The sequence below is a fragment of the Nesterenkonia xinjiangensis genome (genome assembly GCF_013410745.1).
Classification (GTDB): Bacteria; Actinomycetota; Actinomycetes; order Actinomycetales; family Micrococcaceae; genus Nesterenkonia; species Nesterenkonia xinjiangensis.
The window spans coordinates 2,506,889-2,532,202 of record NZ_JACCFY010000001.1; the positions used below are offsets into that span (position 1 = coordinate 2,506,889).

Genomic DNA, 25,314 nt, shown 5'->3' on the forward strand with positions numbered 1-25,314 from the left:
GAAGGTCTCCGTGGGAGGAGGGCTGGTGGGAGGTGTCAGGCGCCGAGGAGGGCGGACTGGTCCTGCTGCCCCCGGCGGGCGTAGGCGGTGGCCGCCTCGCGCACCCAGGCGCCGTCGTCGCGTGCGTTCCGGTAGTGCTCGAGCCGCTGACGGCTCAGCGGGCCGTTGCCCTTGAGCACGGAGAAGAACTCGTCCCAGTCGAGATCGCCGAAGTCGTAGTGACCGCGCTCCTCGTTCCACGTCAGGTGCGGGTCGGGGAGGGTGAGTCCCAGGGCGTCGGCTTGCGGCACGATCATGTCCACGAAGCGCTGGCGCAGCTCGTCATTGGAGAAGCGCTTGATGTTCCAGGCCATGGACTGGTTCGAGTTGGGAGAGTCGGAGTCGGGCGGGCCGAACATCTGCAGCGCCGGGCCGTAGAAGCGGTCCACGGCCTCCTGGGCCATGCGGTGCTGTGCGTCGGTCCCGTGGGAGAGGGAGTAGAGGATCTCCCACCCCTGGCGCTGGTGGAACGACTCCTCCTTGCAGACGCGGACCATGGCTCGGCCATAGGGCCCATAGGAGGCTCGGCACAGCGGCACCTGGTTGGTGATCGCGGCGCCGTCGACGAGCCATCCGATGGCGCCGACGTCGGCCCAGGTGCGGGCCGGGTAGTTGAAGATCGAGGAGTACTTGGCCCGGCCGGTGTAGAGCTGGTCGAGCATCTCGTCGCGGGAGGTGCCCAGGGTCTCGGCGGCGGAGTACAGGTAGAGCCCGTGGCCGGCCTCGTCCTGGACCTTGGCCATCAGGATCGCCTTGCGCTTCAGGCTGGGTGCGCGGGTGATCCAGTTGCCCTCCGGCTGCATGCCGATGATCTCTGAGTGTGCGTGCTGGGAGACCTGGCGGACCAGGGTCTTCCGGTATGGGTCGGGCATCCAGTCCCGGGGTTCGACGCGGGAGTCGGCGGCGATGAGCTCTTCGAAGCGGGCCTGGCCGACCTCTGCGGCCTCCTCGGCTGCGGCCGCGTCAGAGTCGTCCGCCAGGCGGAGCTGAGCTCCGTCGGACTGCTGAGAGGTGTGGTGCGCCGTCATGGGTCCTCGATTCCGTCGCAATAATTACCGACCGTTCGTTCAGTATAGCAGGACGGGTGTGATGGTCAACACAGAATTCGGGACTGCGTGGGTGAGGGGCGGGTTCGGCAGCGGGTCCGGCAGGGCTTCCGGCGTCGAAAGGTCGATTCGAAGCGATCTTCGGGCCGTTTCGAGCCTCGGATCCCTTCGAATCGACCTTTCGATGCAGAGAGTGACGGTGTCAGGGGCGCTGGGTGCGCAGGCCGTCCAGCAGCAGGCGCATCACCGTGTCAGCCAGGGCGTCATCAGGCTGGCCTCCCTGCGGGCGGTACCAGTCCACGATGGAGTTGACCATGCCCATCGCCAGGCGGGAGGCGGTGCGGGCGTCCACGTCCTCACGCAGATCGCCGTCACGCTGGGCCTCACGGATGAGCTCTGCGATGCGCAGCGTGATCTCACGCCGCCGCTGCAGTGCCTTGACCTCCAGCTCCGAGTTGCCCCGCAGCCGCAGCAGCAGGGTCACGTACGGCAGGGAGCCGGTGAGCACCTTCACCGACTCGCGGATGATGGTCTCCAGCTCCTGGACGGCCGGCGCGCCGGGTGCCGCAGCGTCGCTGACCACCCGCTCGAGCTCCGCCAGCGACCGGTTCAGCGCGATGTCCAGGATCTCCTCCTTGGAGGAGACATGGTGGTAGATCGCTGACTTGGAGATCCCCAGCTCCCGGGAGAGCGCGCCCATCGACGTGGCGTCATAGCCGTGGCGGTTGAACGTCTCCACGCAGACGGTGAGGAGTCCCTCGCGGTCGTAGCCGGGCCGCCCGCGGCGCGAGGCTCCGGAGGAGGTCGGAGGCGAGGTCATGGTCATCAGACTATCCGCCCGGCCTAGCGCGGACGCTCGTCGTAGATGCGGCGCAGCTTGCCCGAGGAGCGGGCCAGCGAGCCCGGTTCCTCGACGGAGACCCGGCAGCTGGAGCCGACGCGGACCTTGATCCGGCGGGCCAGCTCCTGGCCCGCCGACTCGGCCTGTGCGCCGTCGCACTCCGGGCGGCGTTCGATGTGCACCGTCATCTCGTCCATCGTCCCCGGGCGGCTGAGCCGGAGCTGGAAGTGCGGCGAGAGCTCGTCGATCTCCAGCGCGATCTCCTCGATCTGGGAGGGGAACAGGTTCACACCGCGCAGGATGATCATGTCGTCGGAACGACCGGTGATGCGGCCCATCCTCCGGTGGCCGGGACGGTCGGTGCCCGGCTCGAGGCGGGTCAGGTCATGGGTGCGGTACCGGATGATCGGCAGCGCCTCCTTGGTGAGCGTGGTGAACACCAGCTCTCCGTCCTGCCCGGTGGGCAGCGGCTCTGCGGTGAAGGGGTCGATGATCTCCGGGCGGAAGTGGTCCTCCCAGATCGTCGGTCCGTCCTGCATCTCCCAGGACTCACCGGCCACGCCCGGCCCCATCACCTCGGAGAGCCCGTAGATGTCGCACGCCTTGATCGCGAAGGTCTCCTCGATCTCGTGGCGCATCTGCTGGGTCCAGGGCTCGGCGCCCAGCACCCCGATCTCCAACGATGTCTCCCGGGGGTCGATGCCGGCGTCGCGGAAGGTGTCCGCCAGGGCCAGCAGGTAGGTGGGTGTGCACAGGATGACTCGGGGGCGGAAGTCCTGGATGAGCTGCACCTGCCGCTCGGACTGCCCGCCGGACATCGGGATCACCGTGCCGCCGAGCTTCTCGATGCCGTAGTGGGCGCCCAGGCCGCCGGTGAAGAGCCCGTAGCCGTACGCGTTGTGCACCATGTCGCCGGGGCGGACCCCGGAGAACCTCAGACAGCGGGCCAGCAGGGTGGCCCAGGTGTCGATGTCCCGCTCGGTGTAGCCCACCACGGTGGGTCGCCCCGTGGTGCCCGAGGAGGCGTGGATCCGGCGGACCTGGTCCATGGGCACGGCGAAGGCCTTGAACGGGTAGGCGCTGCGGAGGAACTCCTTGTCAGTGAAGGGGAACTGGGCGAGGTCCTCGAGCGTCTTCAGATGCTCGGGCTTCACGCCGTGGGAGTCGTAGAGCTCTCGGTAGGCGGGCACGTTCTCGTAGGCGTGATGCAGGGTCTGCTGCAGACGGGTCAGCTGGAGCGCCTCGATCTCGGCGCGGCTCATCAGTTCCTCGGGATCAGGCAGGCTCGCGTCGCGGGAGGGCCTGATGGTCTCATCGGAGAGGGCGCTCATGGCTCACTTCTTCTCGGGGGAGGCGATGGTGCGGGAACGGCCGCGGAAGACGGCGATGGTCTCGTCTGCGCGGGTGATGGTGACGTCGTAGATCCCGCTGCGTCCCGAGCGCGAGACCTCGACTGCCTCGGCGACGAGCTCGTCGCCCAGCCATGCCGTCTTCAGGAAGTTGATGTCGGCACCTGAGGCCACGGTGACGGTGGCGTCATCGCCCTCGGGATGGTTGCAGGCCATGGCGAAGCAGGTGTCGGCCAGGGTGAAGAGCATCCCCCCATGGACGATGTCGAACCCGTTCGTCATCTCGCGGCGCACGGTCATGCGCAGGCGGGCATGGCCGGGGTCTGCCTGGAGCACCTCGGCGCCCAACCAGCGCGTGCAGCGATCCGTCTCCAGCATCCGGTGCCGGGGGCCGTCGGCGGGCATGAGCACGCCTTCGTCGGTGAGCTGGGTGGACTCGGTCATCGGCACTCCTCGACTATTTCCAGACCGATTGGTCGGTAAGTCAACTCAAGCACCGCGCGGATGTGATGTCAAGCACATCGGATGAGGTCGGCCCGTCATCCCGCCTCGGCGACCTCCGCCACGAGGTCAGCGTAGCCGGAACGGAAGTCCCGGTGCTCCAGGTGGCCCAGGAAACGGCGAAGGCGCGTCCCGTCGACGGCCTTCCCATGCGCCCGGGTGGATCTCCACAGCAGGTCCTCCCGGCCGACGGCGAGCAGCTCCTCCAGGGACCCGTCGGCGGGCACCAGCTGCGGCCAGGGGCGGGGGAGCCCCAGCTGATCGGCCAGCCAGTCATGCACCATCCCCACCGGTACCGGAAGCTCGTCGACGCCGAGGAGCACCGAGGGACAGTGCTGTGCGGTCACCATGGCCGCGGCCGCGGCCGCGGCATCCTCGACATGGATCCGGTTGGAGATCCGCCACGGGTCGACGTCGGGCGTGGCGCCGCGCTGCTGCGCGCCGGCCCCCTGTGCGCCCGTGCCCAGCCGGCCGCCCAGTACCTGGTCCAGGAGTCGCCGTCGGCCCGGCCCGTAGATGCCGGAGAGGCGCAGCACGGTGGCCTCCACCGCGTCGTCGGAGCGCAGCAGCTGCTCGGTCTCGGCGAGGACCTCGCCGGTGGCGGTGTGCGGATGCAGGGCCGTGGACTCGTCCACCAGTCCGCTCTCCCCGCCGTGGACCGCGGTCGAGGAGATCAGCACCAGGCGCACCGGCCGCCCGGTCCTGCCGCCGAGCCGATCAGCCCGCTCGAGCAGCGCCCGCAGGCCGTCTCGGTAGACCGCCCGGTACCGAGCCGCGTTCCGCCCGCCGGCGGTCGGGCAGAACACGACGGCGGTGGTGTCCTCGGGCAGTTCGGGGAGCTGGGCCGGGTGCGTCAGGTCCGCCGACACGCCGGTGAAGTCCTCGGGCAGTGTCGTGGGGTCACGCTTCCAGCCGTCGACGGCGCGGCCTGCGTTCCGCAGGCGGCGCCCGATCCGCGTGCCGAGGTCACCCGCGCCGACGATCACGGTCCGCTCCGAGTCCGGGCCGGGCGAGGGAGAGGATGCAGTCCGCTCTGTCATGGGTGAGAGACTACCCGCCGGTCGGCCGGCAGCCCCAGGGCCGGCGGGCTTCACCCCCAGGGCCGCGGAACGCCCTCGAGCAGCTGCCAGGCCGCCGCGGCCAGGGCCGCCGCGCACACCAGCCAGAAGAGCCCCACCCACACGGCGGCCGGAATCCCGGTGAGCCGAGCCAGCTGGTCGGCGTCGCTGTCGGAACCGCGCGTCCGACGGCGCTGTCGCTGCAGCTCCACCACCGCTCGCGGGGCGGACAGCAGCAGGGCCCAGACCACCAGCTGAGCGGCAGCGGAGAGCACCGGGCCGGAGGCCCACCAGGACAGCGCGCCGACCGCTCCGCCGAGGGCGAGGACCACCCAGAGCCCGTAGAGGTTGCGCACCAGCAGCAGCATCAGGGCGCTGATCAGTACCAGGGCCCACAGCACTCCGGCGGCGTGTCCGGCCCCGAGCAGCAGGGCCCCGACCAGGCCTGCCAGGGCGGGGGCCGGGTAGCCCGCCAGCAGAGTGGCGATCATGCCCGGACCGTCGGGCCGGCCTCGTGAGACGGTCAGCCCAGAGGTGTCGGCGTGCAGTCGCACTCCCTGCAGGCGGCGCCCCACCAGGGCGGCGACGACGGCGTGCCCCGCCTCGTGCACCAGGGTCACCAGGTGCCGCACCAGTCGATGTCCGGGAGGACTCCACGTGACCACCAGCACCACGAGGGCCAGGATCAGGCTGAGCTCCCAGCCCAGCGGCTCCTGCTCGCTGATCACCCGGCCCCAGAGCTGTGTGGGCCAGCTCATCGCCGGCGAGGGAAGGTCGATCATGTCGGACAGTGTGCCGCCTGCGTCTGAACTCCTGCTGGAAGCGGCGGGCGGCCGCCTGAGGCCCGTGGCCTCGGGCTGGCCCAGGAGAGGGCGCCTGCCTCGGCTGGAGCCGTCGCCGTCTGACGTGACAGGGATCACCGCGATACGCTGAGCTGAGCCCAGGCGGGACGACGGCGTCCTCGGCGGCGTGGCCGCGGCGTCGTCCGATTCCTCGGGCCCATCGTGAACATCGTGCTGCAGAGGAGAGTCATGTCTGGAACTGTCATCGTCGCTGGTGCCCGAACTCCCATGGGGCGGCTGCTGGGCGGACTGTCGTCCCTCTCGGCCGCGGAGCTGGGAGCCGTGGCCCTGAGGGGTGCGCTCGAGCGGGCCGGGGTCTCCGCCGACGCGGTCGATTATGTGGTGATGGGGCAGGTCATCCAGGCCGGCGCCGGGCAGAATCCGGCTCGCACCGCAGCGCTCGGGGCCGGCGTCCCGGCCTCGGTGCCGTCCATCACGATCAACAAGGTCTGTCTCTCCGGGCTCAACGCCGTGGCCTCCGCGGACCAGCTGATCCGCGCCGGCGAGTGTGAGATCGTCCTCGCCGGCGGCATGGAGTCGATGTCCAACGCCCCGCACCTGCTGCCCGATTCGCGGACCGGCACCAAGTATGGGGACACGGCCCTGGTGGACTCCATGGCCTATGACGCGCTCTATGACCAGGCGACCTCCCAGGCCATGGGGGCGCTCACGGAGTCCTGCAACACCGGCGAGTCTGAGGTCTCCCGGCAGGAGCAGGACCGGGTGGCCGCCGGCTCCCACCAGCGCGCCGCCGCCGCGCAGGAGAAGGGCCTCTTCGCCGAGGAGATCGTCCCGGTGGAGGTGCCGCAGCGCCGCGGCGAGCCGGTCGTCGTCGACGCGGACGAGGGGATTCGTCCAGAGACCACCGCCGAGTCTCTGGGACGGCTGCGCCCGGCCTTCGCGAAGCAGGGCAGCATCACCGCCGGCACAGCCTCACAGATCTCCGACGGCGCCGCCGCCCTGGTGGTCATGTCCAAGGAGAAGGCCCAGGAGCTCGGGCTGGACTGGATCGCCGAGATCGGCGCCCATGGCATGGTGGCCGGGCCGGACTCCTCGCTGCAGCTGCAGCCCGCCCACGCGATCGCGGCCGCCTGCGCCAAGGAGGGCATCGACCCCGCCTCGCTGGACCTGGTGGAGATCAACGAGGCCTTCGCCGCCGTCGGGGTGGCCTCGGCCCGGAAGCTCGGCCTGGAGGAGGATCGGCTCAACGTCAACGGCGGTGCGATCGCTCTGGGGCACCCGGTCGGCATGTCCGGTGCGCGACTGGCGCTTCATCTGGCACTGGAGCTCGGGCGCCGCGGCGGGGGAGTCGGGGCCGCAGGCCTCTGCGGTGGCGGCGGTCAGGGCGATGCCCTGATCCTGCGCGTCTGAGCGGGTCGGATTCCCCTGCGGGGGTGGGTGAGTGCTGGTCAGTCCGCTGCGGGCCGCATCACGTCATGCTGAGTGGGCAATGCGCCAGGTCTCGAATCCGCTTCACTGTGACCGACATCACGTCTAGGTTGGACGGGAAACCGCTGTCCAGCTCCTGAGGGGGAGACGAGATGCCACCGTCCACCACGTCCATCGACGATCCGCACCACCGCCGAACACTCACGACGCCCGCTGTCCGCGGGACCACCGTCGCGGGTGCCCTGGCCCTGGTGGTGACGCTGCTGGCGCCGTCGTCGGCCTGGGCCGACACTCCCGCAGACGACCCTGCCGAGTCAGGGGGACAGACCGCCGAGGAGCTCGAGTGGCAGGAGATCACCTTCGGGCAGTCCACCGACCTGGACTTCTCCTCCAACGTGATGCCGGAGAAGGTCGGGGTCAACCACGCCGACCCGGACGAGCCGGGCACCATCGACGGCGAAGTCTTCATGGAGAGCCGGGGCGGCAAGCTCGCCCCCGGCCATGACGGACTGACCTTTTACCACGTCACCCTCGACCCGAACGAGCACAACTTCGTGCTCGAGGCCGAGGTCACGGTCCATCAGCTCGGCCCCGAGACCGGCGCGAGCCCCAACGGGCAGGAGGGTGCAGGCCTGATGGTCCGCGACCTCAACGGCGGCCCTCGTCAGGACCCCATGCTGGAGGGTTTCGAAGAGGTTCCGGCCGCCTCGAACTACGCCTCCTCCACAGTGCTGCGCCAGGGACCGGTCGGCATGACCCGCACCGGGGTGACCGAGCCGTGGGGGACTGTCGGATCCGAACGTCGCGCCACGAACCTCGGCGGGCACGGCCTGACGATCGACGAGCCGGTGACCATGCGGCTGGAGCGCACCGACGACTCGTTCGTGATGTCCACGACCTCCACGCATCTGGACGAGCCGGAGACCCACACCCACGAGCTCGACGGGGCGGACTGGGTCCAGGACATCGAGCCCGACCTGATGACCGTGGGGTTCTTCGCCTCACGGAATGTGGCGGTGACCTTCTCCGGGGCCTCACTGACCCTCAGCGACGCCGACACCCAGCCCCGTCCGGAGCAGCCTGAGCCGGTCACCCCGGTCTCCTTCGACCTGCGTGCTCCTGAGCACTCCGGCTCCACCAGCTACCCCTTCGCCGCCTCGGCCGGCCATCCGGGCACCGTGGACGTCGCCGTCGACGGGGAGACGGTGATCTCCGGGGAACCCATCACCGCCGAGGATGAGCTCACCGCGCAGCTTGACCTCCCGGAGGGCACCAGCACGGTCAGCTCGACCTATCACCCTGCGGAGGGCCCCGACCTGACTCCGATCACCCGCAGCGTCGAGGTCACCGTCCGGGAGTTCCACGACGCCCCGCTGATGGTCTCGCCCGACGGCACGCCGGACGGGGAGGGGACGGAGCAGAGCCCTCTGGACGTGCACACGGCGGTCCAGCACGTGCTGCCCGGTCAGACGGTGGAGCTGCTGGAGGGCGAATACCAGCCCGAGAGCACCATCTCGCTCAGCCCGGCCTACTCCGGCACCGTGGAGGAGCCCAAGACCCTCACCGCCGCCGAGGGCGCACAGGTCATCGTGGACGGCCGGTCCGCGCTGCAGCAGATCATCCGGCTCGACGCCGACCACTGGGTCGTCTCCGACCTGGAGCTCACCCGCTCGGCCGGCAACGGGCTGCGCTCCTCGGGATCGCACAACGTCGTCGACTCGATGATCTTCAGCCACAACGGCAACTCCGGCTTCCAGCTCTCCGGCGGCGGAGCCCCGGAGGACTGGCCCGCCGAGAACCTCATCGTGGACTCCGAGGCCCATGACAACCGGGACCCGGCTGACATCAACGCGGACGGCTTCGCGGCCAAGCTCGGGGTCGGCCCGGGCAATGTGTTCCGCGGCAACGTGGCCCACCACAACATCGACGACGGCTGGGACCTCTACAACCGCACGAACGAGGGCCCCAACTTCCCCATCACGATGGAGGGCAACATCGCCCACCACAACGGGCAGCTCTCCGACGGGTACAACGCCGGCTCCGGCATCGGCACCGGATTCAAGGTGGGCGGAGAGGGGCTTCCCGTGGACCATGTGCTCACCGGAAACCTGGCGTACGCGAACAACCTCGACGGCTTCTCCGACAACTTCAACCCTGGCCGGCTGACGCTGACCAACAACACCGCGGTGGACAACGTGCGGTACAACTACATCTTCCGCACCAACCCGTACTTCGAGCCGGAGGACCAGGGGATCTTCCGCAGCAACCTCTCAGTGCACTCCGGGGGCGACGGCCGGGCGGATCAGATCGCCGGAGACGTCGATTCCAGCAACGTCCTCTTCGACGGAAGCCGTTCACAGGCCGAGGGCGGCAAACGGCTGGTCCTGCCGCGGGATCTGGTCTCCATCGTCCCGCCCGGGGAGTATGAGCGGGACGAGGACGGTTCGCTGATCTGGGGTGACTTCGCGAAGCCGACCTTCCGTTCCATCCTGGTCGACGGCGGCGACGACGGCGGCCCCATCGGCGCGGTGGAGCCCGCGCCGCATCCGGGAGGGCGGGGCTGACAGAGTGCTGGGGCGTGCCGGGGTGCGGGGTGATCCGCGCCGACGGTGACATGCGAGGACACAGACTTGCCGGATCGTGGGGATCAGGGCACACTATGGGGCAGGTCAAGAGTGCCAGCGTCAAACCCCGGTTTGCTGGCCGGCAACCCTCCAGTTCGCGGTGGGGTGCCCCGGGTGACGACCAGGCCCTGCCGCCCATGCGGTGGGGCAAGCGCGGGCCATCACACATCACAGTGCGGCCCACCACCATGTCCTTCGCGACAGGGCCGCCACGCGGTGCAGTCTCTCGGGTCTTCGTGCCCGGAGTCTCTCCGATGCCGGTCCTGGCCACGCGACCGCATTGAACGGAGACACGTCCCATGACGACCACAGAGACCCCCAAGGCCCCTCGATTCGAGACTCAGCAGATCCACGCCGGTGCATTCCCGGACCCGGTGACCGGCGCCCGGGCGCTGCCGATCCAGCAGACCACCTCCTTCGTCTTCCCGAGCACCGAGGCCGCGGCCAAGCGGTTCGGCCTCGAGGAGCTCGGGCCGATCTACTCGCGGCTGACCAACCCCACCCTCGAGGCGGTGGAGAACAAGATCGCCGCACTCGAGGGTGGTGTCGGTGCGCTGCTGGTCTCCTCCGGCCAGGCGGCCGCCACCCTGGCGCTGCTGAACATCGTCGAGACAGGCGGGCACATCGTCGCCTCGCCCTCCCTGTACGGCGGCACCCAGAACCTGTTCAAGCACACCCTGCCCAAGCTCGGGGTGGAGGTCACCTTCGTGGAGGACCCGGATGACACCGAGTCCTGGAGGGCCGCGATCCGGGAGAACACCGGGGCCTTCTTCGGTGAGGTCGTGGCGAACCCGCGCGGAGACGTCCTCGACCTCGAGGCCGTCGCGGCGGTGGCCCACGAGCATGGTGCCCCGCTGGTCGTGGACAACACGCTGACCAGCCCCTATCTCATCCGCCCGATCGAGCACGGAGCCGACGTCGTCATCCACTCGGCCACCAAGTTCCTCGGCGGGCACGGCACCGCGATCGCCGGGGTGATCGTCGACTCCGGCGGCTTCGACTACACCCGGTACCCGGACAGGTTCCCCGGCTTCAACACCCCGGACGAGAGCTACCACGGCCTCGTCTACGGCCGGGACCTCGGTGCCGACGGCGTCTTTGGGGTCAACCTGTCCTACATCCTCAAGGCACGGGTGCAGCTGCTCCGTGACCTCGGCCCCTCCCTCTCGCCGCACAACGCCTTCGAGATCAACCTGGGCCTGGAGACCCTGAGCCTGCGCGTGGAGCGTCACGTGCAGAACGCTCAGCGGGTGGCTGAGTACCTGGAGGCGCACCCGGCGGTCAAGCGGGTCAGCTACCCGGGCCTGGCCTCGAGCCCTTGGTTCGAACAGGCGCAGCGGTACCTGCCCAAGGGAGTGGGCTCCGTGCTGGCCTTCGAAGTCGACGGGGGCGCCCCGGCCGGCCAGGCCGTGGCCGACGCCCTGGAGCTGCATTCTCTGGTGGCCAACGTCGGGGATGTCCGTTCCCTGGTGATCCACCCTGCCTCGACGACCCACCGCCAGCTGACCGAGGACGAGCAGCGTGCGGCCGGCGTCGTGCCTGGTCTGGTGCGTCTCTCGGTGGGGCTGGAGCACATCGAGGACATCCTCGCCGACCTCGAGCAGGCCCTGGCCAAGGCCGTCCCGGCCGGTGCCGACGGTCCGCAGAGTGAGAAAACGCCGGCCTCCGAGCCTGCTCCGGTGGGCTGAGGCTAACCTGAGAGACCACTGCGTCTCATCCACACCCGCCTGACCGTCATCGCCCAGCCGACCCGGACCGACACAGGAGTTCCCGCCCCATGACCGCCCAGGTGCTCACCGCGACACCGCGTCCCGCCGGTGCGCTCGCCATCGTCGACGTCGGCGAGCACACCTTCGAGACCGGAGGCACCCTGCCGCAGGTGCAGCTGGCCTACGAGACCTGGGGGACGCTCAACGAGGCACGGGACAACGCGATCCTGGTCGCGCACGCCCTCACCGGTGACACCCACGTCGCCGCCACCGACGCCGACCCGGCGCCGGGCTGGTGGGAGGGTCTGCTGGGGCCGGGGCGACCCATCGACACCACACAGTGGTTCGTGGTCGCCCCGGCGATGGTCGGCGGATGCTACGGGTCCACCGGGCCGGCCTCGCCGGATCTGGAGGGCCGCCCCTGGGGCTCGCGCTTCCCCTTCACCACCATCCGGGACTCCGTCGAGCTGGAGGCCCGGCTGGCCGATCACCTCGGGATCGCACAGTTCCGCACGGTCATCGGTGGATCCATGGGCGGGGCACGCGCTCTGGAGTGGGCGGCCACCTTCCCGGACCGGGTGCGAGGTGTGGCGGTCTACGCCTGCGGCGCCGCGTCCACCGCCGAGCAGATAGCCTTCGGCCAAGCGCAGATCAAGGCCATCGAGAACGACCCGCACTTCGCCGGCGGAGACTACTACGGCGGTCCGGCTCCTGAGGAAGGGCTCGGGCTGGCGCGGCGCATCGCCCACATCACCTACCGCACCGAGTATGAGCTCGGGGTCCGGTTTCAGAGGGAGCCGCAGGGCCAGGAGGATCCCTTCGCCTGGGCCGCCCGTCGGCGAGGCCGCTATCAGGTGGAGTCCTACCTGGACCACCAGGCCCGCAAGCTCGTGGGCCGCTTCGATCCCAACGCCTACATCGTCCTCACCGAGGCGCTGATGAGCCACGACGTCGGCCGCGGTCGCGGCGGCGTCGCCGCGGCGCTCTCCCAGGTCACCGCCACGCCGTTCATCGCCGCCGTGGAGTCGGACCGGCTGTACCTGCCTGAGCAGTCCCGTGAGCTGGCGCAGCTGCTGCCCGGAGAGCCCGAGGTGCACATGATCGCCTCACCGATCGGTCACGACGGATTCCTCACCAGCCCGGAGCAGCTGGCCGCAGAGATGCGGGAGACGCTGGGTCTATGATCCTTCGCGCCTGAACCGAGGCGTGTCACTTCTCGGCGCCCGAGGTCCCCGGCGGCATCGACCCGCCGAACAGCGGCTCGAAGGTGGGGCGCTTGGCGGTCACCCCGTCGCCGGAGGAGCGACCGCGCAGCCGCCGCACGACCCACGGGAACAGGTGGTGACGGGCCCAGACGACGTCGTCGCCCCGGGCCTCCCGCCAGCTGCGCTCGGGCACCGGGCGCGGAGCCAGCGGCTCCAGGTCATGGGCGACGTTGAGGGTGTCCAGCACCATCGTGGCGATCGTGTGATGCCCCAGCGGGGAGAAGTGCAGCCGGTCTTCGTCCCACATGGCCGGATGCGCCAGCTCGCGCAGCGCCCACATGTCGGCCACCAGGGCATCATGCCGGGCGGCGACGGTGCGCACGTTCTCGTTGTAGATGGCGACCTTGCCACGGATGGAGCCCACCACCGGGGTCTCGCGCACGTCGGGGCCGTTGAACAGCACCACGGTGGCGCCGGTGGTGGAGAGGATCTGGACCATGGTGTCCAGGGTCCGGGCGGTCTCGTCCGGGTCGCCCCCTGGCCGGATGACGTCGTTGCCGCCGGCACAGAGTGTGATGAGGTCGGGCTTCAGCTCCAGGGCCGGGGCGATCTGAGAGTCGCGGATCTGTGCGATCAGCTTTCCACGCACCGCCAAGTTGGCGTAGGCGAAGTGCGTGCCGCCTGCTGAGGCGACCGCACCGGCGGCCAGCTCCTCGGCCACTCGATCGGCCCAGCCGCGGTGGTAGCCGGGGCGGGATTCGTCGGGGTCACCGATGCCCTCGGTGAAGGAATCGCCCAGGGCGACGTAACGGGTCCAGGGGTGAGTGGGGCTGCCCGGCATCTCGCCGTGCGCCTCAGGGGGCTCGAGCTGCTCGTCTGATGGGTCCACGTGCCTCATTGTCGCTGAACTCGTCGGTCACTTCCATCATCCGTGAGACGGACGCCCACAGCTGGTCCCGCGGCACAGTCTCCTTGGCCGTGCCGGCACGCGAGTCCGGTGGAGATGAGAGGATGGTGCGGCCGTCCGGGCGCCCGCGCGCCCCGCCGTCCCCGTCTGAACCTGAGGAGACCACCCCGATGAACCCCGCCCAGCCCGAGCCCGTCGTCGTCTGGTCCCGCGAGGCGGAGGACCGTGAGGGTACCCCGCTGGTGGTGCTGCTGCACGGCTACGGCTCTCATGAGCATGATCTCTTCGGCCTGGTGCCGAGCCTGCCTGAGGAGTTCACCTACGCCTCGCTGCGTGCGCCGGTGCCCATGGGCCACGGCGGCTACACCTGGTTCGACCTCGACCCCGAGCGACTGGCCTACTCCTCGGCCGCGGCGCGCGACGCCGTCGAGGACCTCTGGGAGTGGATCGCCTCGGTGAAGGACCAGCACACTTCGGTGACGCTTCTGGGCTTCTCCATGGGCATGGCCATGGCGACCTCCCTGCTGCGCGCTCGTCCGCAGGAGTTCGCCGCCGTCGTCGGTCTCTCCGGCTTCGCGGTGGACCCCGGGCAGGCCGAGGACATGCAGGACTGGTTCGACGACGACGCGCTCGCGGCCCAGAAGGTGCCGTTCTTCTGGGGGCGGGACCAGGAGGACCCGGTCATCCCTGAGGCGCACATCGATTACACGCATCGCTGGGCGAACGCCAGGGTGGAGCTGACCAAGGTCCTCTACGCCGGGGCGGGCCACGGGGTCGTGCCGCAGGAGATCACGCATGTCGGCGAGTTCCTCACCTACATGGTGCTCAGGCCCATCCGGTCAGCTGGGCAGCGATGAGGAACCCGATGCCCACCAGTGCCCAGGCGGCGAACAGCGGCAGGTAGAACCGCAGCCACCGCTCCCACCTGACCCCGCCGATGGCCAGGGCCGCCATGAAGTAGCCGGAGGTGGGATAGAGGATGTTGGTGGGTCCGTCTCCGAGCTGGAAGGCCAGCACCGCGGTCTGTCGGGTGACGTCGAGCAGGTCGGCCAGCGGGGCCATGATCGGCATGGTCACCACGGCCTGACCGGAGCCGGAGGGGATCACGAAGTTGAACAGGCTCTGCACCGCGAACATCCCGACGGCGGCCAGTGCGGCCGGCAGTCCGCTGACCGCCTGGGCCAGGGCGTGGACGATGGTGTCGAGCACCAGCCCATCTTCCAGCAGCACCGCCACCGAGCGGGCGACACCGACGATGATGGCGCCCTCGAGCACGCTGCGCATGCCCTCGGAGAAGGCGCTGGAGATGGTCGAGGGCCCCAGCCCGCTGACCATGCCGATGATGACCATCAGCAGCAGGAACATCCCCGCCATCTCGATCATGAACCAGCCCTGGCTGGAGACGCCCCAGACGGTGACGCCCAGCACCGGCAGGCTCAGCACCAGAGCGAGTCGCTGGCGCCCGGACATCCGGCGGGCGGTCCGGGTGGCGCCGGCGCTGTAGAGCCGGCGCTTCTGATGCTCCTCGGGATCGTCGTGGATGAGTCCGGACGCTGGATCGGCCGCCACTCGACGGGCGTAGCGCACGGTCCACAGGCTTCCCAGGACGACGAGCGTCACCAGCAGCAGAGTGCGCAGTCCGGCACCGGAGAAGGTCTCGATGCCGGCGATCTGTTGGCCCAGTCCGGTGTTGATCGGGTTGAGGACCCCTGCGGTGAAGCCGGCGGTGGTGCCGATCAGCGCGATGGCGACCGCGGTGACCGAGTCATACCCGAGGGCGAGGACCACCGGGATCAGCACGGGGATGTAGACCAGCGCCAGTTCCTGGGTGCCGATGAGCGTGGCGATGGTGGCGAAGACGGTGATGAGGACGGGGATCAGCAGCAGCCGTCGGTGGGCGAAGGCCCGCAGGAGCCGGTCCAGGGCGTTCTCGATGATTCCGGTGCGGCGGACCACCATGAACGCCCCACCGATGACGAAGGTGAAGAAGACGACCTCTCCGGCGTCGACCAGGCCGCGCGGGATCGCGGTGAGGAAGTCCAGGAGGCCGGTGGGGGAGGCGGCCACTGCGCTGTAGCTGCCCGGGTCGATGACCTCGCGTCCGTCCGGGCCTTCGACCCGCGCGTACTGGTGGGCCGGGATCAGGTGGGTGGCCACGGCCGCCAGGGCCGAGAGGCAGAACAGCACCACGTAGATGTGCGGCATCCGGAAGCCGCGGCGACGGGGCCCCTCGGGCGGAGCGCTGGTCTCCGGGACGCCGTCCTGGAGGTCTCCGGGGACGTCGGTGCCCGGGGCAGGGCCAGGTGTGTCCCTGGTTCCTGCTGAGCTGGAATCCGTGGCTGACATCGGTGACCGGTCCCTCCTGCACGGTGCGTCACCGTGCCTCGGGGAGTCACATTAGGGAGGCGGTGTTTCGCAGGTGTCACACCGCGAAGAAGCAGCGGTTTCCGCTGAGGAGGTCACTCCGCGGTCGGTGTGAGGCGGGCGCTGGGGAGGCCCAGCTCCTCGCCGTCGAGCCGCACCACCTGGCCTCGGCGCACCTGCCGACCGCGGCGGGTCTCGACCTCATCGTCGACTGTCACCGCGCCGGCGGCGATCACCTCGCGGGCCATCACGCCGTCCTCCACGACGCTGGCCAGCTTCAGCAGCTGGCCGAGCCGGATGGACTCGTCACGGATCGGGACCTGCTCCACGTCATCAGCGCTCATGGTGTCAGTCTCTCCCAGCGGACCGGGCGCTGGCGAGTCGGGGCGGTCCGCACACCGATGCCAGGTGCCGCTAGGGTGAGGCGCATGAGCGCAGTCGATCAGTCTCGGCGGTCCTTCGCCGCATGGGTCGGGTTCCTCCTCACTGCGGTGGCCGCCGGTGCGGCCATCCCCAGCCAGGGGCGGGTGAACTCGGAGCTCACCGCCGAGGTGGACGACCCCTTCCTCGCCGCCCTCATCTCTTTCAGCACCGGACTGATCCTCATGCTGGCCATCGCCGGCCTCACCCCGAGGGGACGCCGCACCCTCCGTGAGGTGCGTCCGGCCCTGCGGCGCGGGGAGGTCCGCTGGTGGTACCTGCTCGCGGGCTGCATCGGCGGGTACTTCGTGCTCGCCCAGTCGTTGACGATCGGGATCATCGGTGTGGCCGTCTTCACCGTCGCTGTGGTCACGGGCCAGACACTCGGGGGCCTGCTCTGGGATCGCATCGGTCTCGGCCCGGCCGGTCGGAAGCGTCTGAACACCGTGCGCGTGCTCGGGGCGCTGCTGACCGTGCTGGCGGTGCTGTGGACCGTGTCTCCGCAGCTGAGTGGCCACACCGGGGCCTGGACCTGGCTGCTGCTGGTGATCGTCCCGCTGACCGCCGGATTCACCAACAGCGCCCAGCAGGCGCTCAACGGACGACAGTCCGCCGCCTACGGCAGCCCTATCCCTGCCACGCTGATCAATTTCATCGCCGGCACGGCGGTGCTGGTCCTCGCCTATCTGGTCAAGCTGCTGGTCAGCGGGGCGGGGGAGGCGCTGCCGTCCACCCCTTGGTTCTATCTCGGGGGCCCACTCGGCTGCGTGTTCATCGGCCTGGGCGCGGTGCTGGTGACCCGGGTGGGGGTCCTGCTGGCCGCCATGGGCATGATCGCCGGGCAGCTCATCGGATCACTCATGCTGGACCTCGTCGCCCCGGCCCCGGGCACAGTGATCACCACCGCCACGGTGCTGGGCACCCTGCTGACCCTCGTGGCGGTCGTCATCGCCTCCCTGCCGGACATCCGACGCACACGGTGAACGGTCGGAGGAGGGTGACCCGCGCGGACGAGGGTCAGTAGACTCGCGGTCTCGATCCGCGCCGGAAGGAGGCTGCGATGGAGCAGGGCATCCATATCATCACGGTGGCCACGCGTGATCTGGTCGCCGCACGACGCTTCTACGTGGGCGGCCTGGGCTGGCGGCCGGTCTTCGAGCTCGCCGGGGAGATCCAGTTCTACCAGGTGGCTCCGGGGCAGGTGCTGGGGCTCTTCGACGCGGAGATGCTCAGCGAGGACATCGGCGACGGGCGGGACCACGGCACCCCGAGCGGGTTCACCCTCGCCCACAACGTCCACGACGCCGACGCCGTGCACCGCACCGTGGAGCGCCTCGAGCGTGCCGGGGGCACGGTGCTCAAGCACCCTCAGCCCGCCGCGGTGCCGGGCATGCTGCACGCCTATGTGCAGGACCCGGTAGGTGTGGTGTGGGAGATCGCGTACAACCCCGGCTGGCGGGTGGAGGAGGACGGCGCCGTCGTCTTCGACTGAGGTGCGGGCCCGTACTGCCGTCTGTCCCCGTCGAGTTCATCTCTCCCCGTCGAATTCGGCGGGGACAGACGAACTCGACGGGGACAGAGAGGTGGCGACGCCGAGGGGCGGAGTGCGCGACGCCGACGGACCGTGACGGGCCTTGGGGGAATCGGCGGGGCGCCGTCCGGCGCGGTAAGCTTTCCCCCGTCTGTCCCGTCCCCTCCGACCTGAGGTGTACCGCCCTATGGCCCCCAAGACTGCCCTCGACCACGTGATCACCCTGGCGAAGCGTCGTGGCTTCGTCTTCCAGTCCGGTGAGATCTACGGGGGATCACGGTCGGCGTGGGACTACGGGCCACTGGGCACGGAGCTCAAGGAGAACATCAAGGCCGAGTGGTGGCAGACCTTCGTGCGCGGCCGTGGCGACATGGTCGGCCTGGACTCGGCCATCATCCTCCCGCAGGCCGTCTGGCACGCCTCCGGACATGTGAAGACCTTCACCGACCCGCTGGTGGAGTCCCTGCACACCCATAAGCGCTACCGCGCCGACCATCTGCTGGAGGCCTATGAGGCCAAGCATGGTCACCCTCCGGCCAACGGCCTGGACGACATCAAGGACCCGGAGACCGGCCAGCCCGGCAAGTGGACCGAGCCGCAGCAGTTCTCCGGCCTGATGAAGACCTTCCTGGGACCCGTGGACAACGAGGAGGGCCTGCACTACATGCGGCCCGAGACCGCCCAGGGCATCTTCGTGAACTTCTCCAATGTGATGACCTCGGCCCGGAAGAAGCCTCCCTTCGGCATCGGCCAGGTGGGCAAGGCCTTCCGCAACGAGATCACCCCCGGAAACTTCATCTTCCGGACCCGCGAGTTCGAGCAGATGGAGATCGAGTACTTCACCCACCCGGACGAGGCCGGCCACTGGTTCGACCACTGGGTCGACGCCTGCTACGACTGGTTCATCCGCCTCGGGCTGAACCCGGAGAACCTGCGCAAGTTCGACGTCCCGGAGGACGAGCGCGCCCACTATTCGGCCGCCACCATCGACCTGGAGTACCGGTTCGGCTTCCAGGGCTCGGCATGGGGCGAGCTGATGGGCATCGCCAACCGCACCGACTATGACCTGAGCTCTCATATCGAGGCCTCCGGGGAGAAGCTGCAGTACTTCGACCCGAAGACCGAGGAGCACTACACCCCCTACGTGATCGAGCCCTCCTTCGGTCTGACCCGCGCGATGATGGCCTTTCTCGTGGACTCCTACCACGAGGAGGAGGCCCCCAACGCCAAGGGAGGCGTGGACGTGCGCACCGTGCTGAAGCTCCACCCGAGGCTCGCCCCGGTGAAGGCCGCAGTGCTGCCGCTGTCCAAGAAGCCTGAGCTCGCCGAGCCCGCCCAGCGCCTGGCCGACGAGCTGCGCCGCAACTGGAACATCGAGTACGACGAGGCCGGGGCGATCGGCCGCCGCTACCGTCGTCAGGACGAGATCGGCACCCCGTTCTGCATCACCTATGACTTCGACACGCTCGAGGACCACGCCGTCACGATCCGTGACCGTGACGAGATGACCCAGGAGCGGGTGAGCCTGGACCAGGTGCAGGGCTACCTGGCCGCCAAGCTGCTGGGCTGATCGAGTGCCCGGCCGCGGGCCCGCCTCGCGGCAGGGCCCGCGGCCGGCCGCGCCCATCTTGCCGTCGCCCTGCGGCGGGACTAGACTCGCGTGGCTGATCAACCCTGCGCGCCCGCGCAGTGGCACGCATTCGAAGGACACGCGATGAGCACCACGCACGACACGGACCGGCTGACTCTCGAGTCCGGTCTCACCGTCCGGCCCTGGGCCGAGGGCGACGATCTCGCCCTGCTCCAGGTCTGGGGCGACCCGGAGAACGCGATGCACCACCAGGACCGGGCCCTGCTGCGGCCCTCCTCCAACGACCCGTGGTCGCGGTGCATCGTCGCCGAGGACCAGGGCGTCCCGGTGGCCGCGGCCACGATCCTGCGATCCTCGCTGCATCCGGACAAGCTGTCCTTCTACGCGGAGGTCGCCCCGGACCATCGCCGCCGGGGGGTCGCCGCTGAGCTGCTCGCCGTCCTCGAGGTCGAGGCGGGCAACTGCAGCGCCACGGGTCTGAAGGCCCGCTGCGCGAAGCGCTCCGCGGCCCAGTGCTTCCTCAAGGACAACGGCTTCTCCAAGATCCAGACCACCCGTCGGATCGTCGTCCAGGCTGGTGCCCTGCGCCTGCCGGACCTTGAGGGCACCGGACTGGACCTCCAGGAGATCGCCACCGGCTCGGTGGAGCTCAGCGGCCTGGTGGCTGAGTACTACAACGCCGTGCACGACTGGGATCGAGCCGAGATGACCATCGGCAAGGCTCAGCAGCTGCTGCTCGACGACACCACTGGTGCCTCCGGTGCGGTGATCCTGCGGGACGTCTCCGAGGACGGCGACGGCGCCATCCGGGCCTTCGCGGTCAGCTACACCCCGGAGCGCACGGAGGATCCCGCGGATGTGCTGATCGGTTGGAACCCCGAGCTCGGTGAGACCGAGGCGGAGGACCACGTCCGTTCGCTGCTGGCGCTGCTGGCCGCCCGCTATCCCGTGGAGCTCGAGGTGGACGACTCGATGGCTCCCCTCAAGGTCGTGACTGAGGAGCTGGTCGCCGACGGCGACGCCGAGGTCGACTTCGAGGCCATCATCTACGCCCGCTGACCACCCGGAGCTCCCCTGTTCTCCTGGCACCCCCACCGACCGGACACCATGACCGCACAGACTCTCCACGACGACCGGACCCGCGCTGAGACGCAGGCCGGCTCCGCCGACAGCCAGGCCTTGCTGCCCCCGCTGCAGCTGGGCCCCATCACTGTGGACACCCCGGTGGTCCTCGCGCCCATGGCCGGGATCACCAACACGGCCTTCCGGCGGCTATGCCGCGAACACGGCGGCGGCCTCTATGTCAATGAGATGGTCACCGCCCGGGCGTTGGTGGAGCGGCGTCCGGAGTCGATGCGGATCATCAAGCATGAGCCCGACGAGCGGCCCCGCTCCATGCAGCTCTACTCCGTGGATCCGGTGACCACCGGTCATGCGGTGCGGATGCTCGTCGAGGAGGACAGGGCCGACCACATCGACCTCAACTTCGGCTGCCCGGTGCCCAAGGTCACCCGCAAAGGCGGCGGCTCCGCCCTGCCCTGGAAGATCCGGCTGTTCGAGTCCATCGTCTCGACCGCCGTCCGGGAGGCCTCCCGGGCGAACATCCCGGTGACCGTCAAGATGCGCAAAGGCATCGACGAGGATCACCTGACCTGTCTCGAGGCCGGCAAGGTCGCTCGCGACGTCGGGGTGGCCGCCGTCGCGCTGCATGGTCGCACCGCGCGGCAGCACTACTCCGGGAAGGCGGACTGGGACGCCATCGCGGCCCTGCGTGAGTCCCTGCCGGACATCCCGGTGCTGGGCAACGGAGACATCTGGTCCGCTGAGGATGCGGTGCGCATGGTCGAGCAGACCGGGGTGGACGGCGTCGTCGTCGGACGGGGCTGCCAGGGGCGCCCCTGGCTGTTCGGCGATCTGCAGGCCGCCTTCGAAGGCCGCGAGGAGCGGCACCGCCCCGCGCTGCCCGAGGTCTCGGCGACGCTGCTGCGTCACGCGAAGCTGCTCATCCCGTACTTCGACGGCGACGAGCGTAAGGCCATGCAGGACATCCGCAAGCACGTGGCCTGGTACTTCAAGGGCTATCCGGTCGGTTCGCAGCTGCGCACCCAGCTGGTCACCGTCGACTCGCTGGCCATGCTGGAGGACCTGCTCGGTCAGCTGGACCAGAGCATCGGCTACCCCGGGGCCGACGTGGAGGGTCCGCGGGGTCGCGCCGGGTCCCCGAAGAAGGTGCACCTGCCCGAGGACTGGCTCGCCTCCCAGGAGCTCAACGAGGCTCAGCGCGAGATGATCGCCGCCGCAGAGGTCGACACCTCCGGAGGCTGAGCCGCCCGCGGGGCGGCTAAGATGAGTCAGGTGCCCGCTCCGCACCCTGCCCCTGACTCTCGCCGCATCTCCTGGAGGAGGCTCGCCAGCCCGCTCAGCGGATTGGCGGTGATGATCCTCGCCGTCGCGATGGTGGCGCAGTCCCTCGCCACGGTCGTCTCCGGGCGGCTCGCCGATGGCCCGACCCTCCACGGGGTGGTGATGCTCGGCGTCCTGATCGTCGGAGCGGCGGTCGTTCAGGTGGCCGCGCAGGTCTCCTGGGCCCATGTGATCGACCGGGCCGCCGGCACGCTGCGCCGTGACCTGCTCGCAGCAGCCTTCGCCCAGCCGCTCAGCGTGCTCAGCGAACAGGCGGTCGGCGAGGTCCTGGACCGGATCGACGACGACACCAACGCCATCAACAACCTCATGCGGGAGCAGTGGTGGGGGATGATGGCCACGGCCCTCGGCGCCGTGCCGCTCTGGATCGTCGCGGGGCTGATGTGGTGGCCGGCCGGGATCATCATGCCGGTGCTCGTGGCCGCCACCCTGCTGATGGTCCGTCCGCTGTTCGCCGTCATCGCGCACCGCAAGGTGATCAACGAGCAGTCCTGGACCGACCACGCCGCGGCCTTCGAGGAGGTCGTGTCGGCCCGTGACGACCTGCGCACCAGCGGCGGCCAGGCCTTCGCCATGCGTCGGGTCACGGCGTTTGCCGCGGAGATCCACCGGACGTTCCGCCGGATGATCGTCAAGGAGGCGGACCTGATCCTGCGCTCGCAGACGGCGCTGCAGGCGATGTTCGCCGGGATCGTGATCGCCGGCGTCGCGCTGGTCACCACCGGCGGCATAGAGCTGCCGCAGCTGATCACCTTGGTGCTGGCCACCACTCTGCTGATCGGACGGGTCGGTGAGCTCGTCAACCAGCTGCCTCAGCTGCAGGAAGGGCTCGGCGCGATCACCCGCGTCAAGCAGATGATGCAGGTCGAACCCGAGCCCGACGGCGGCGCCGGGTTCCCCGCGTCCCATGCTCTGGAGTTTCGCGGTCTGCACTTCTCCTACCCGGAAGGGGCCTTCGCCCTGCAAAACGTCTCCCTCAGCGTGGAGGACGGCGAGACCCTGGCCCTGGTGGGACGCACCGGATCGGGCAAGTCCACGCTCGCCTCGCTGGTGACACGCGCCACCGAGCCGCCGACGGGCACTGTGCTCCTCGGCGGCAGAGATGTGACCGGCATCGATCTTCAGCAGCTGCGCCGCGGCATCGGAGTGGTCACCCAGCGCACCGAGCTCCTCTCCGGCACGTTGGAGGAGAACATCTCCCTCTTCGCGCCCCTCCCTCGGGAACGCGTGGAGGCCGCCGTCGAGGAGCTGGGCCTCACCGACTGGGCGGCGCGGCTGCCCCAGGGGCTGGACACCCGCATGGGCGCCGGCGGGGTCACGTTGTCCGCCGGGGAGGAGCAGCTCGTCGCCTTCGCGCGGCTGTTGGTCCGTGACGTCGCGGTGGTGATCCTCGACGAGGCCACGGCCCGGATGGATCCGCTCACCGAGCGCCGGGTCATCCGAGCTTCAGAGCGGCTCCTCGCCGGGCGCACGGGGCTGCTCATCGCCCATCGGCTCACCACCGTCGCGCGTGCGGACAGGGTGGCGGTGCTGGACCATGGACGGGTCATCCAGCAGGGCAGGTACGGCGAGCTCGCCGCCGAGGTCGGCCCCTTTCAGGAGCTGCTGGAGGCCTCGAGGGAGCGCGACGGATCCATGGACGGCGATCCTGTGGGCGCGGCCCCCGGGGACGCCGAGCCGGAGGGCGGCCTCGAGGACGCCGAGACCACGGGGGCCGGGCCAGCCGGGCCGGTGCCTCTCGGCGGGGCGCGCAGGAGAGCCGAAGCACCTCCGAAGACGGTGACCGGGGACGGGCCGAGCCTGACCCGCGCGGTGCTCGCCGCCTTCGGGCATCTGCCGCGGTGGGGCTTGTTCGGCATGCTCATGTTCCTGCTCATCGCCCTGTTCTCCCCGCAGGGGCTCATCACGAACTGGCTGTGGGGGCGCATCGCGGGCTCCTTGGCCTCGGGCCGGGAGGATGTGTGGGGTCTGGTGATCCTGCTGGCCGGGGCCTCGGTGCTGATCATGCCGGCGGTCTTCGCCCTGGGCGTCAATCTCTACCCCCGCTGGTGGGTCTCCTGCCTGTCCCGGCATCGGACGCGCGTCCTCGCAGGCCAACTCGGTGAACCTCGGCTGGAGACCACCCCGCCCGGTGAGGTCGTGGCCCGCGCCATGGATGGGGACCGCATCCAGGACTACGCCGACCGCTGGGCGGACCTGTGCAACGCGATCATCATCGTGCTGCTCTCTGTCCTGGTCTCGGGCACCTGGTGGGTGGGAGGGGTGCTGGCCAGTGTGCTGATCGTCTCCGCTGCCGCATCCTGGGCGGGTCGTCCTGCGGCAGGACGTTCGGCCAAGCGCGCCGCCGATGCACGGGTGGAGTTCGGACGAGTGCTGGTCTCCGCGCTCGACGCCGCGCGGACCGTGAAGCTCTCCGCGGCGACCGCGCCGGTGAGCCGGCATCTGAACGCTGTGGACAGCCGACGGGTGGAGGCACAGGTCCGCGAGCATCGGATCCAGGCTGTCCTCGACGGCGTGCCCGGACTGGTGATCGCCGCGGGGGTGACCTTCTCCTGGGCCATGCACTTCACCGGCGCCTGGGGGCTGGCGACGACGGTCCTAGCCTCGGGAAGCGTGATGGGCTTCACCTGGTACGGCCTCTGCGCGGGCTCCGTGGTGACCAAGGCGCCGGGAGCTCGGGCCTGGCAGGTCGCCACCCAGCGGCTGGCGGGCGGGCAGAGCATCTATCGCCGGGTGGACGGCGTCCATGAGCTGGCCGGCTGCGCACCCCCGCCCGGGGACGAGCAGCATGATGAGTTCCGCAGTCTGACCCTGCAGGGCTTCTCCGCGGTCCACTCCGACGGCATCATCGGAGTGGAGGATGTGGACCTCACCGTCACCAGGGGCGAGCTGATCCTCATCCTCGGTGGCATCGGATCCGGGAAGTCCAGCCTTCTGCGGAGCCTCGCCGGCCTGGTGCCGCACCGTGGGAAGATCCTCTGGAACGGCGCGGAGGTCACCACGGACACCTTCCTGCGGCCCCGGCGCGTCGCCTATGTCGCCCAGATGCCTCGCGTGCTGTCCGGGACGTTCGACGACAACATCCGGCTCGACCATGATCGTGGGACATCCGAGGCTGTCCGCATGGCACGGATGGAGCAGGACATCTCCGATGCCGGAGGTCTCCACGCCGTCGTGGGACATCGGGGAGTGCGCCTCTCCGGCGGCCAGGTGCAGCGCCTCGCCACCGCACGTGCGCTGGCCACAGGCTCAGAGCTGCTGCTCGCGGACGACGTCTCCAGCGCCTTGGACGCATCCACGGAGGTCGAGCTGTGGCAGGCGCTGCGGGAGGAGGGCGTGACAGTGATCGGCTCGACCTCCAAGCGTGCGGCGCTCGCACGCGCCGACCGTGTCGTGATCCTCGAGGCCGGCCGTGTCGTGGCGGTCGGCCCCTGGCGGAGTCTGAGCCGGAGGTGGGCCCATCTGGCCGGCTGA

20 protein-coding genes and 1 riboswitch are annotated in these 25,314 nt (G+C 69.9%); of the genes, 11 read left to right on the forward strand and 9 right to left on the reverse strand.

All coding sequences use genetic code 11. The features are described 5' to 3' along the window. Positions 1-35: 35 nt before the first annotated feature. From paaA to HNR09_RS11340, 6 genes are all read right to left on the reverse strand, one after another. A complete protein-coding gene (paaA, locus tag HNR09_RS11315) occupies positions 36-1,067 on the reverse strand; it encodes a 1,2-phenylacetyl-CoA epoxidase subunit PaaA (protein ID WP_179542131.1) in 1,032 nt (343 codons plus the stop codon). A gap of 220 nt (positions 1,068-1,287) precedes the next feature. Continuing rightward, on the reverse strand, positions 1,288-1,911 hold the full coding sequence (locus HNR09_RS11320; RefSeq protein ID WP_378937287.1) for a TetR/AcrR family transcriptional regulator: 624 nt from the start codon (positions 1,909-1,911) through the stop codon (positions 1,288-1,290). Between the two features lie 17 nt (positions 1,912-1,928). After that, entirely contained in the window at positions 1,929-3,257 is a 1,329-nt protein-coding gene (locus tag HNR09_RS11325) for a phenylacetate--CoA ligase family protein (protein WP_179542133.1), read from the reverse strand. 3 nt (positions 3,258-3,260) lie between these two features. Continuing rightward, complete coding sequence (gene paaI / locus HNR09_RS11330) at positions 3,261-3,719, reverse strand: hydroxyphenylacetyl-CoA thioesterase PaaI (RefSeq protein WP_179542134.1); 459 nt, start codon at positions 3,717-3,719, stop codon at positions 3,261-3,263. A 95-nt stretch (positions 3,720-3,814) separates the two neighbouring features. Continuing rightward, a complete protein-coding gene (locus tag HNR09_RS11335) occupies positions 3,815-4,816 on the reverse strand; it encodes an NAD-dependent epimerase/dehydratase family protein (RefSeq protein ID WP_179542135.1) in 1,002 nt (333 codons plus the stop codon). Positions 4,817-4,866: 50 nt separating this feature from the next. Then, the gene (locus tag HNR09_RS11340; RefSeq protein WP_246348806.1) at positions 4,867-5,616 is read right to left on the reverse strand and encodes a M50 family metallopeptidase; all 750 of its coding nucleotides are present in this window, start codon (positions 5,614-5,616) and stop codon (positions 4,867-4,869) included. Between the two features lie 249 nt (positions 5,617-5,865). On the opposite strand from HNR09_RS11340, the gene HNR09_RS11345 reads away from it, so the two are divergent. The 4 genes from HNR09_RS11345 to metX all read left to right on the forward strand — a co-directional run bounded on the left by HNR09_RS11345 (position 5,866) and on the right by metX (position 12,582). Continuing rightward, the gene (locus tag HNR09_RS11345; protein ID WP_179542136.1) at positions 5,866-7,047 is read left to right on the forward strand and encodes an acetyl-CoA C-acetyltransferase; all 1,182 of its coding nucleotides are present in this window, start codon (positions 5,866-5,868) and stop codon (positions 7,045-7,047) included. Between the two features lie 170 nt (positions 7,048-7,217). Next, positions 7,218-9,629: a right-handed parallel beta-helix repeat-containing protein gene (locus HNR09_RS11350; RefSeq protein ID WP_179542137.1), complete on the forward strand. Its 2,412-nt coding sequence runs from the start codon at positions 7,218-7,220 to the stop codon at positions 9,627-9,629. Between the two features lie 103 nt (positions 9,630-9,732). Next, positions 9,733-9,849: riboswitch (SAM riboswitch) on the forward strand. A gap of 139 nt (positions 9,850-9,988) precedes the next feature. After that, positions 9,989-11,377, forward strand: a complete 1,389-nt coding sequence (locus HNR09_RS11355; protein WP_179542138.1) for an O-acetylhomoserine aminocarboxypropyltransferase/cysteine synthase family protein — start codon at positions 9,989-9,991, stop codon at positions 11,375-11,377. 89 nt (positions 11,378-11,466) lie between these two features. Continuing rightward, complete coding sequence (metX, locus tag HNR09_RS11360) at positions 11,467-12,582, forward strand: homoserine O-acetyltransferase MetX (RefSeq protein ID WP_179542139.1); 1,116 nt, start codon at positions 11,467-11,469, stop codon at positions 12,580-12,582. Between the two features lie 25 nt (positions 12,583-12,607). Here the strand turns inward: metX and HNR09_RS11365 are convergent, their stop codons facing one another. Further along, the gene (locus HNR09_RS11365) at positions 12,608-13,501 is read right to left on the reverse strand and encodes an SGNH/GDSL hydrolase family protein (protein ID WP_179542140.1); all 894 of its coding nucleotides are present in this window, start codon (positions 13,499-13,501) and stop codon (positions 12,608-12,610) included. Positions 13,502-13,680: 179 nt separating this feature from the next. Between HNR09_RS11365 and HNR09_RS11370 the strand changes: the two genes are divergently transcribed. Continuing rightward, the gene (locus HNR09_RS11370; RefSeq protein WP_179542141.1) at positions 13,681-14,367 is read left to right on the forward strand and encodes an alpha/beta hydrolase; all 687 of its coding nucleotides are present in this window, start codon (positions 13,681-13,683) and stop codon (positions 14,365-14,367) included. Here HNR09_RS11370 and HNR09_RS11375 read toward each other — a convergent pair. Continuing rightward, positions 14,336-15,856 carry a YfcC family protein gene (locus tag HNR09_RS11375; RefSeq protein ID WP_218881927.1) on the reverse strand — a complete coding sequence of 507 codons (1,521 nt, stop codon included), beginning with the start codon at positions 15,854-15,856 and terminating at the stop codon, positions 14,336-14,338. The two genes, HNR09_RS11370 and HNR09_RS11375, sit on opposite strands and share 32 nt — an antisense overlap. Before the next feature lie 113 nt (positions 15,857-15,969). After that, on the reverse strand, positions 15,970-16,218 hold the full coding sequence (locus tag HNR09_RS11380) for an RNA-binding S4 domain-containing protein (RefSeq protein ID WP_179542142.1): 249 nt from the start codon (positions 16,216-16,218) through the stop codon (positions 15,970-15,972). Between the two features lie 84 nt (positions 16,219-16,302). Between HNR09_RS11380 and HNR09_RS11385 the strand changes: the two genes are divergently transcribed. The 6 genes from HNR09_RS11385 (at position 16,303) to HNR09_RS11410 (ending at position 25,314) form a co-directional block, all read left to right on the forward strand. Further along, positions 16,303-17,277, forward strand: coding sequence for a DMT family transporter (locus tag HNR09_RS11385; RefSeq protein ID WP_179542143.1), 975 nt, complete (start codon positions 16,303-16,305; stop codon positions 17,275-17,277). A 77-nt stretch (positions 17,278-17,354) separates the two neighbouring features. Next, positions 17,355-17,786: a VOC family protein gene (locus HNR09_RS11390; protein ID WP_179542144.1), complete on the forward strand. Its 432-nt coding sequence runs from the start codon at positions 17,355-17,357 to the stop codon at positions 17,784-17,786. Positions 17,787-18,012: 226 nt separating this feature from the next. After that, a complete protein-coding gene (locus tag HNR09_RS11395; RefSeq protein WP_179542145.1) occupies positions 18,013-19,395 on the forward strand; it encodes a glycine--tRNA ligase in 1,383 nt (460 codons plus the stop codon). Positions 19,396-19,539: 144 nt separating this feature from the next. Beyond that, positions 19,540-20,475: a GNAT family N-acetyltransferase gene (locus tag HNR09_RS11400; protein WP_179542146.1), complete on the forward strand. Its 936-nt coding sequence runs from the start codon at positions 19,540-19,542 to the stop codon at positions 20,473-20,475. A 48-nt stretch (positions 20,476-20,523) separates the two neighbouring features. Next, entirely contained in the window at positions 20,524-21,741 is a 1,218-nt protein-coding gene (gene dusB, locus HNR09_RS11405; RefSeq protein WP_179542147.1) for a tRNA dihydrouridine synthase DusB, read from the forward strand. Between the two features lie 21 nt (positions 21,742-21,762). Continuing rightward, positions 21,763-25,314, forward strand: coding sequence for an ATP-binding cassette domain-containing protein (locus tag HNR09_RS11410; RefSeq protein WP_179542148.1), 3,552 nt, complete (start codon positions 21,763-21,765; stop codon positions 25,312-25,314).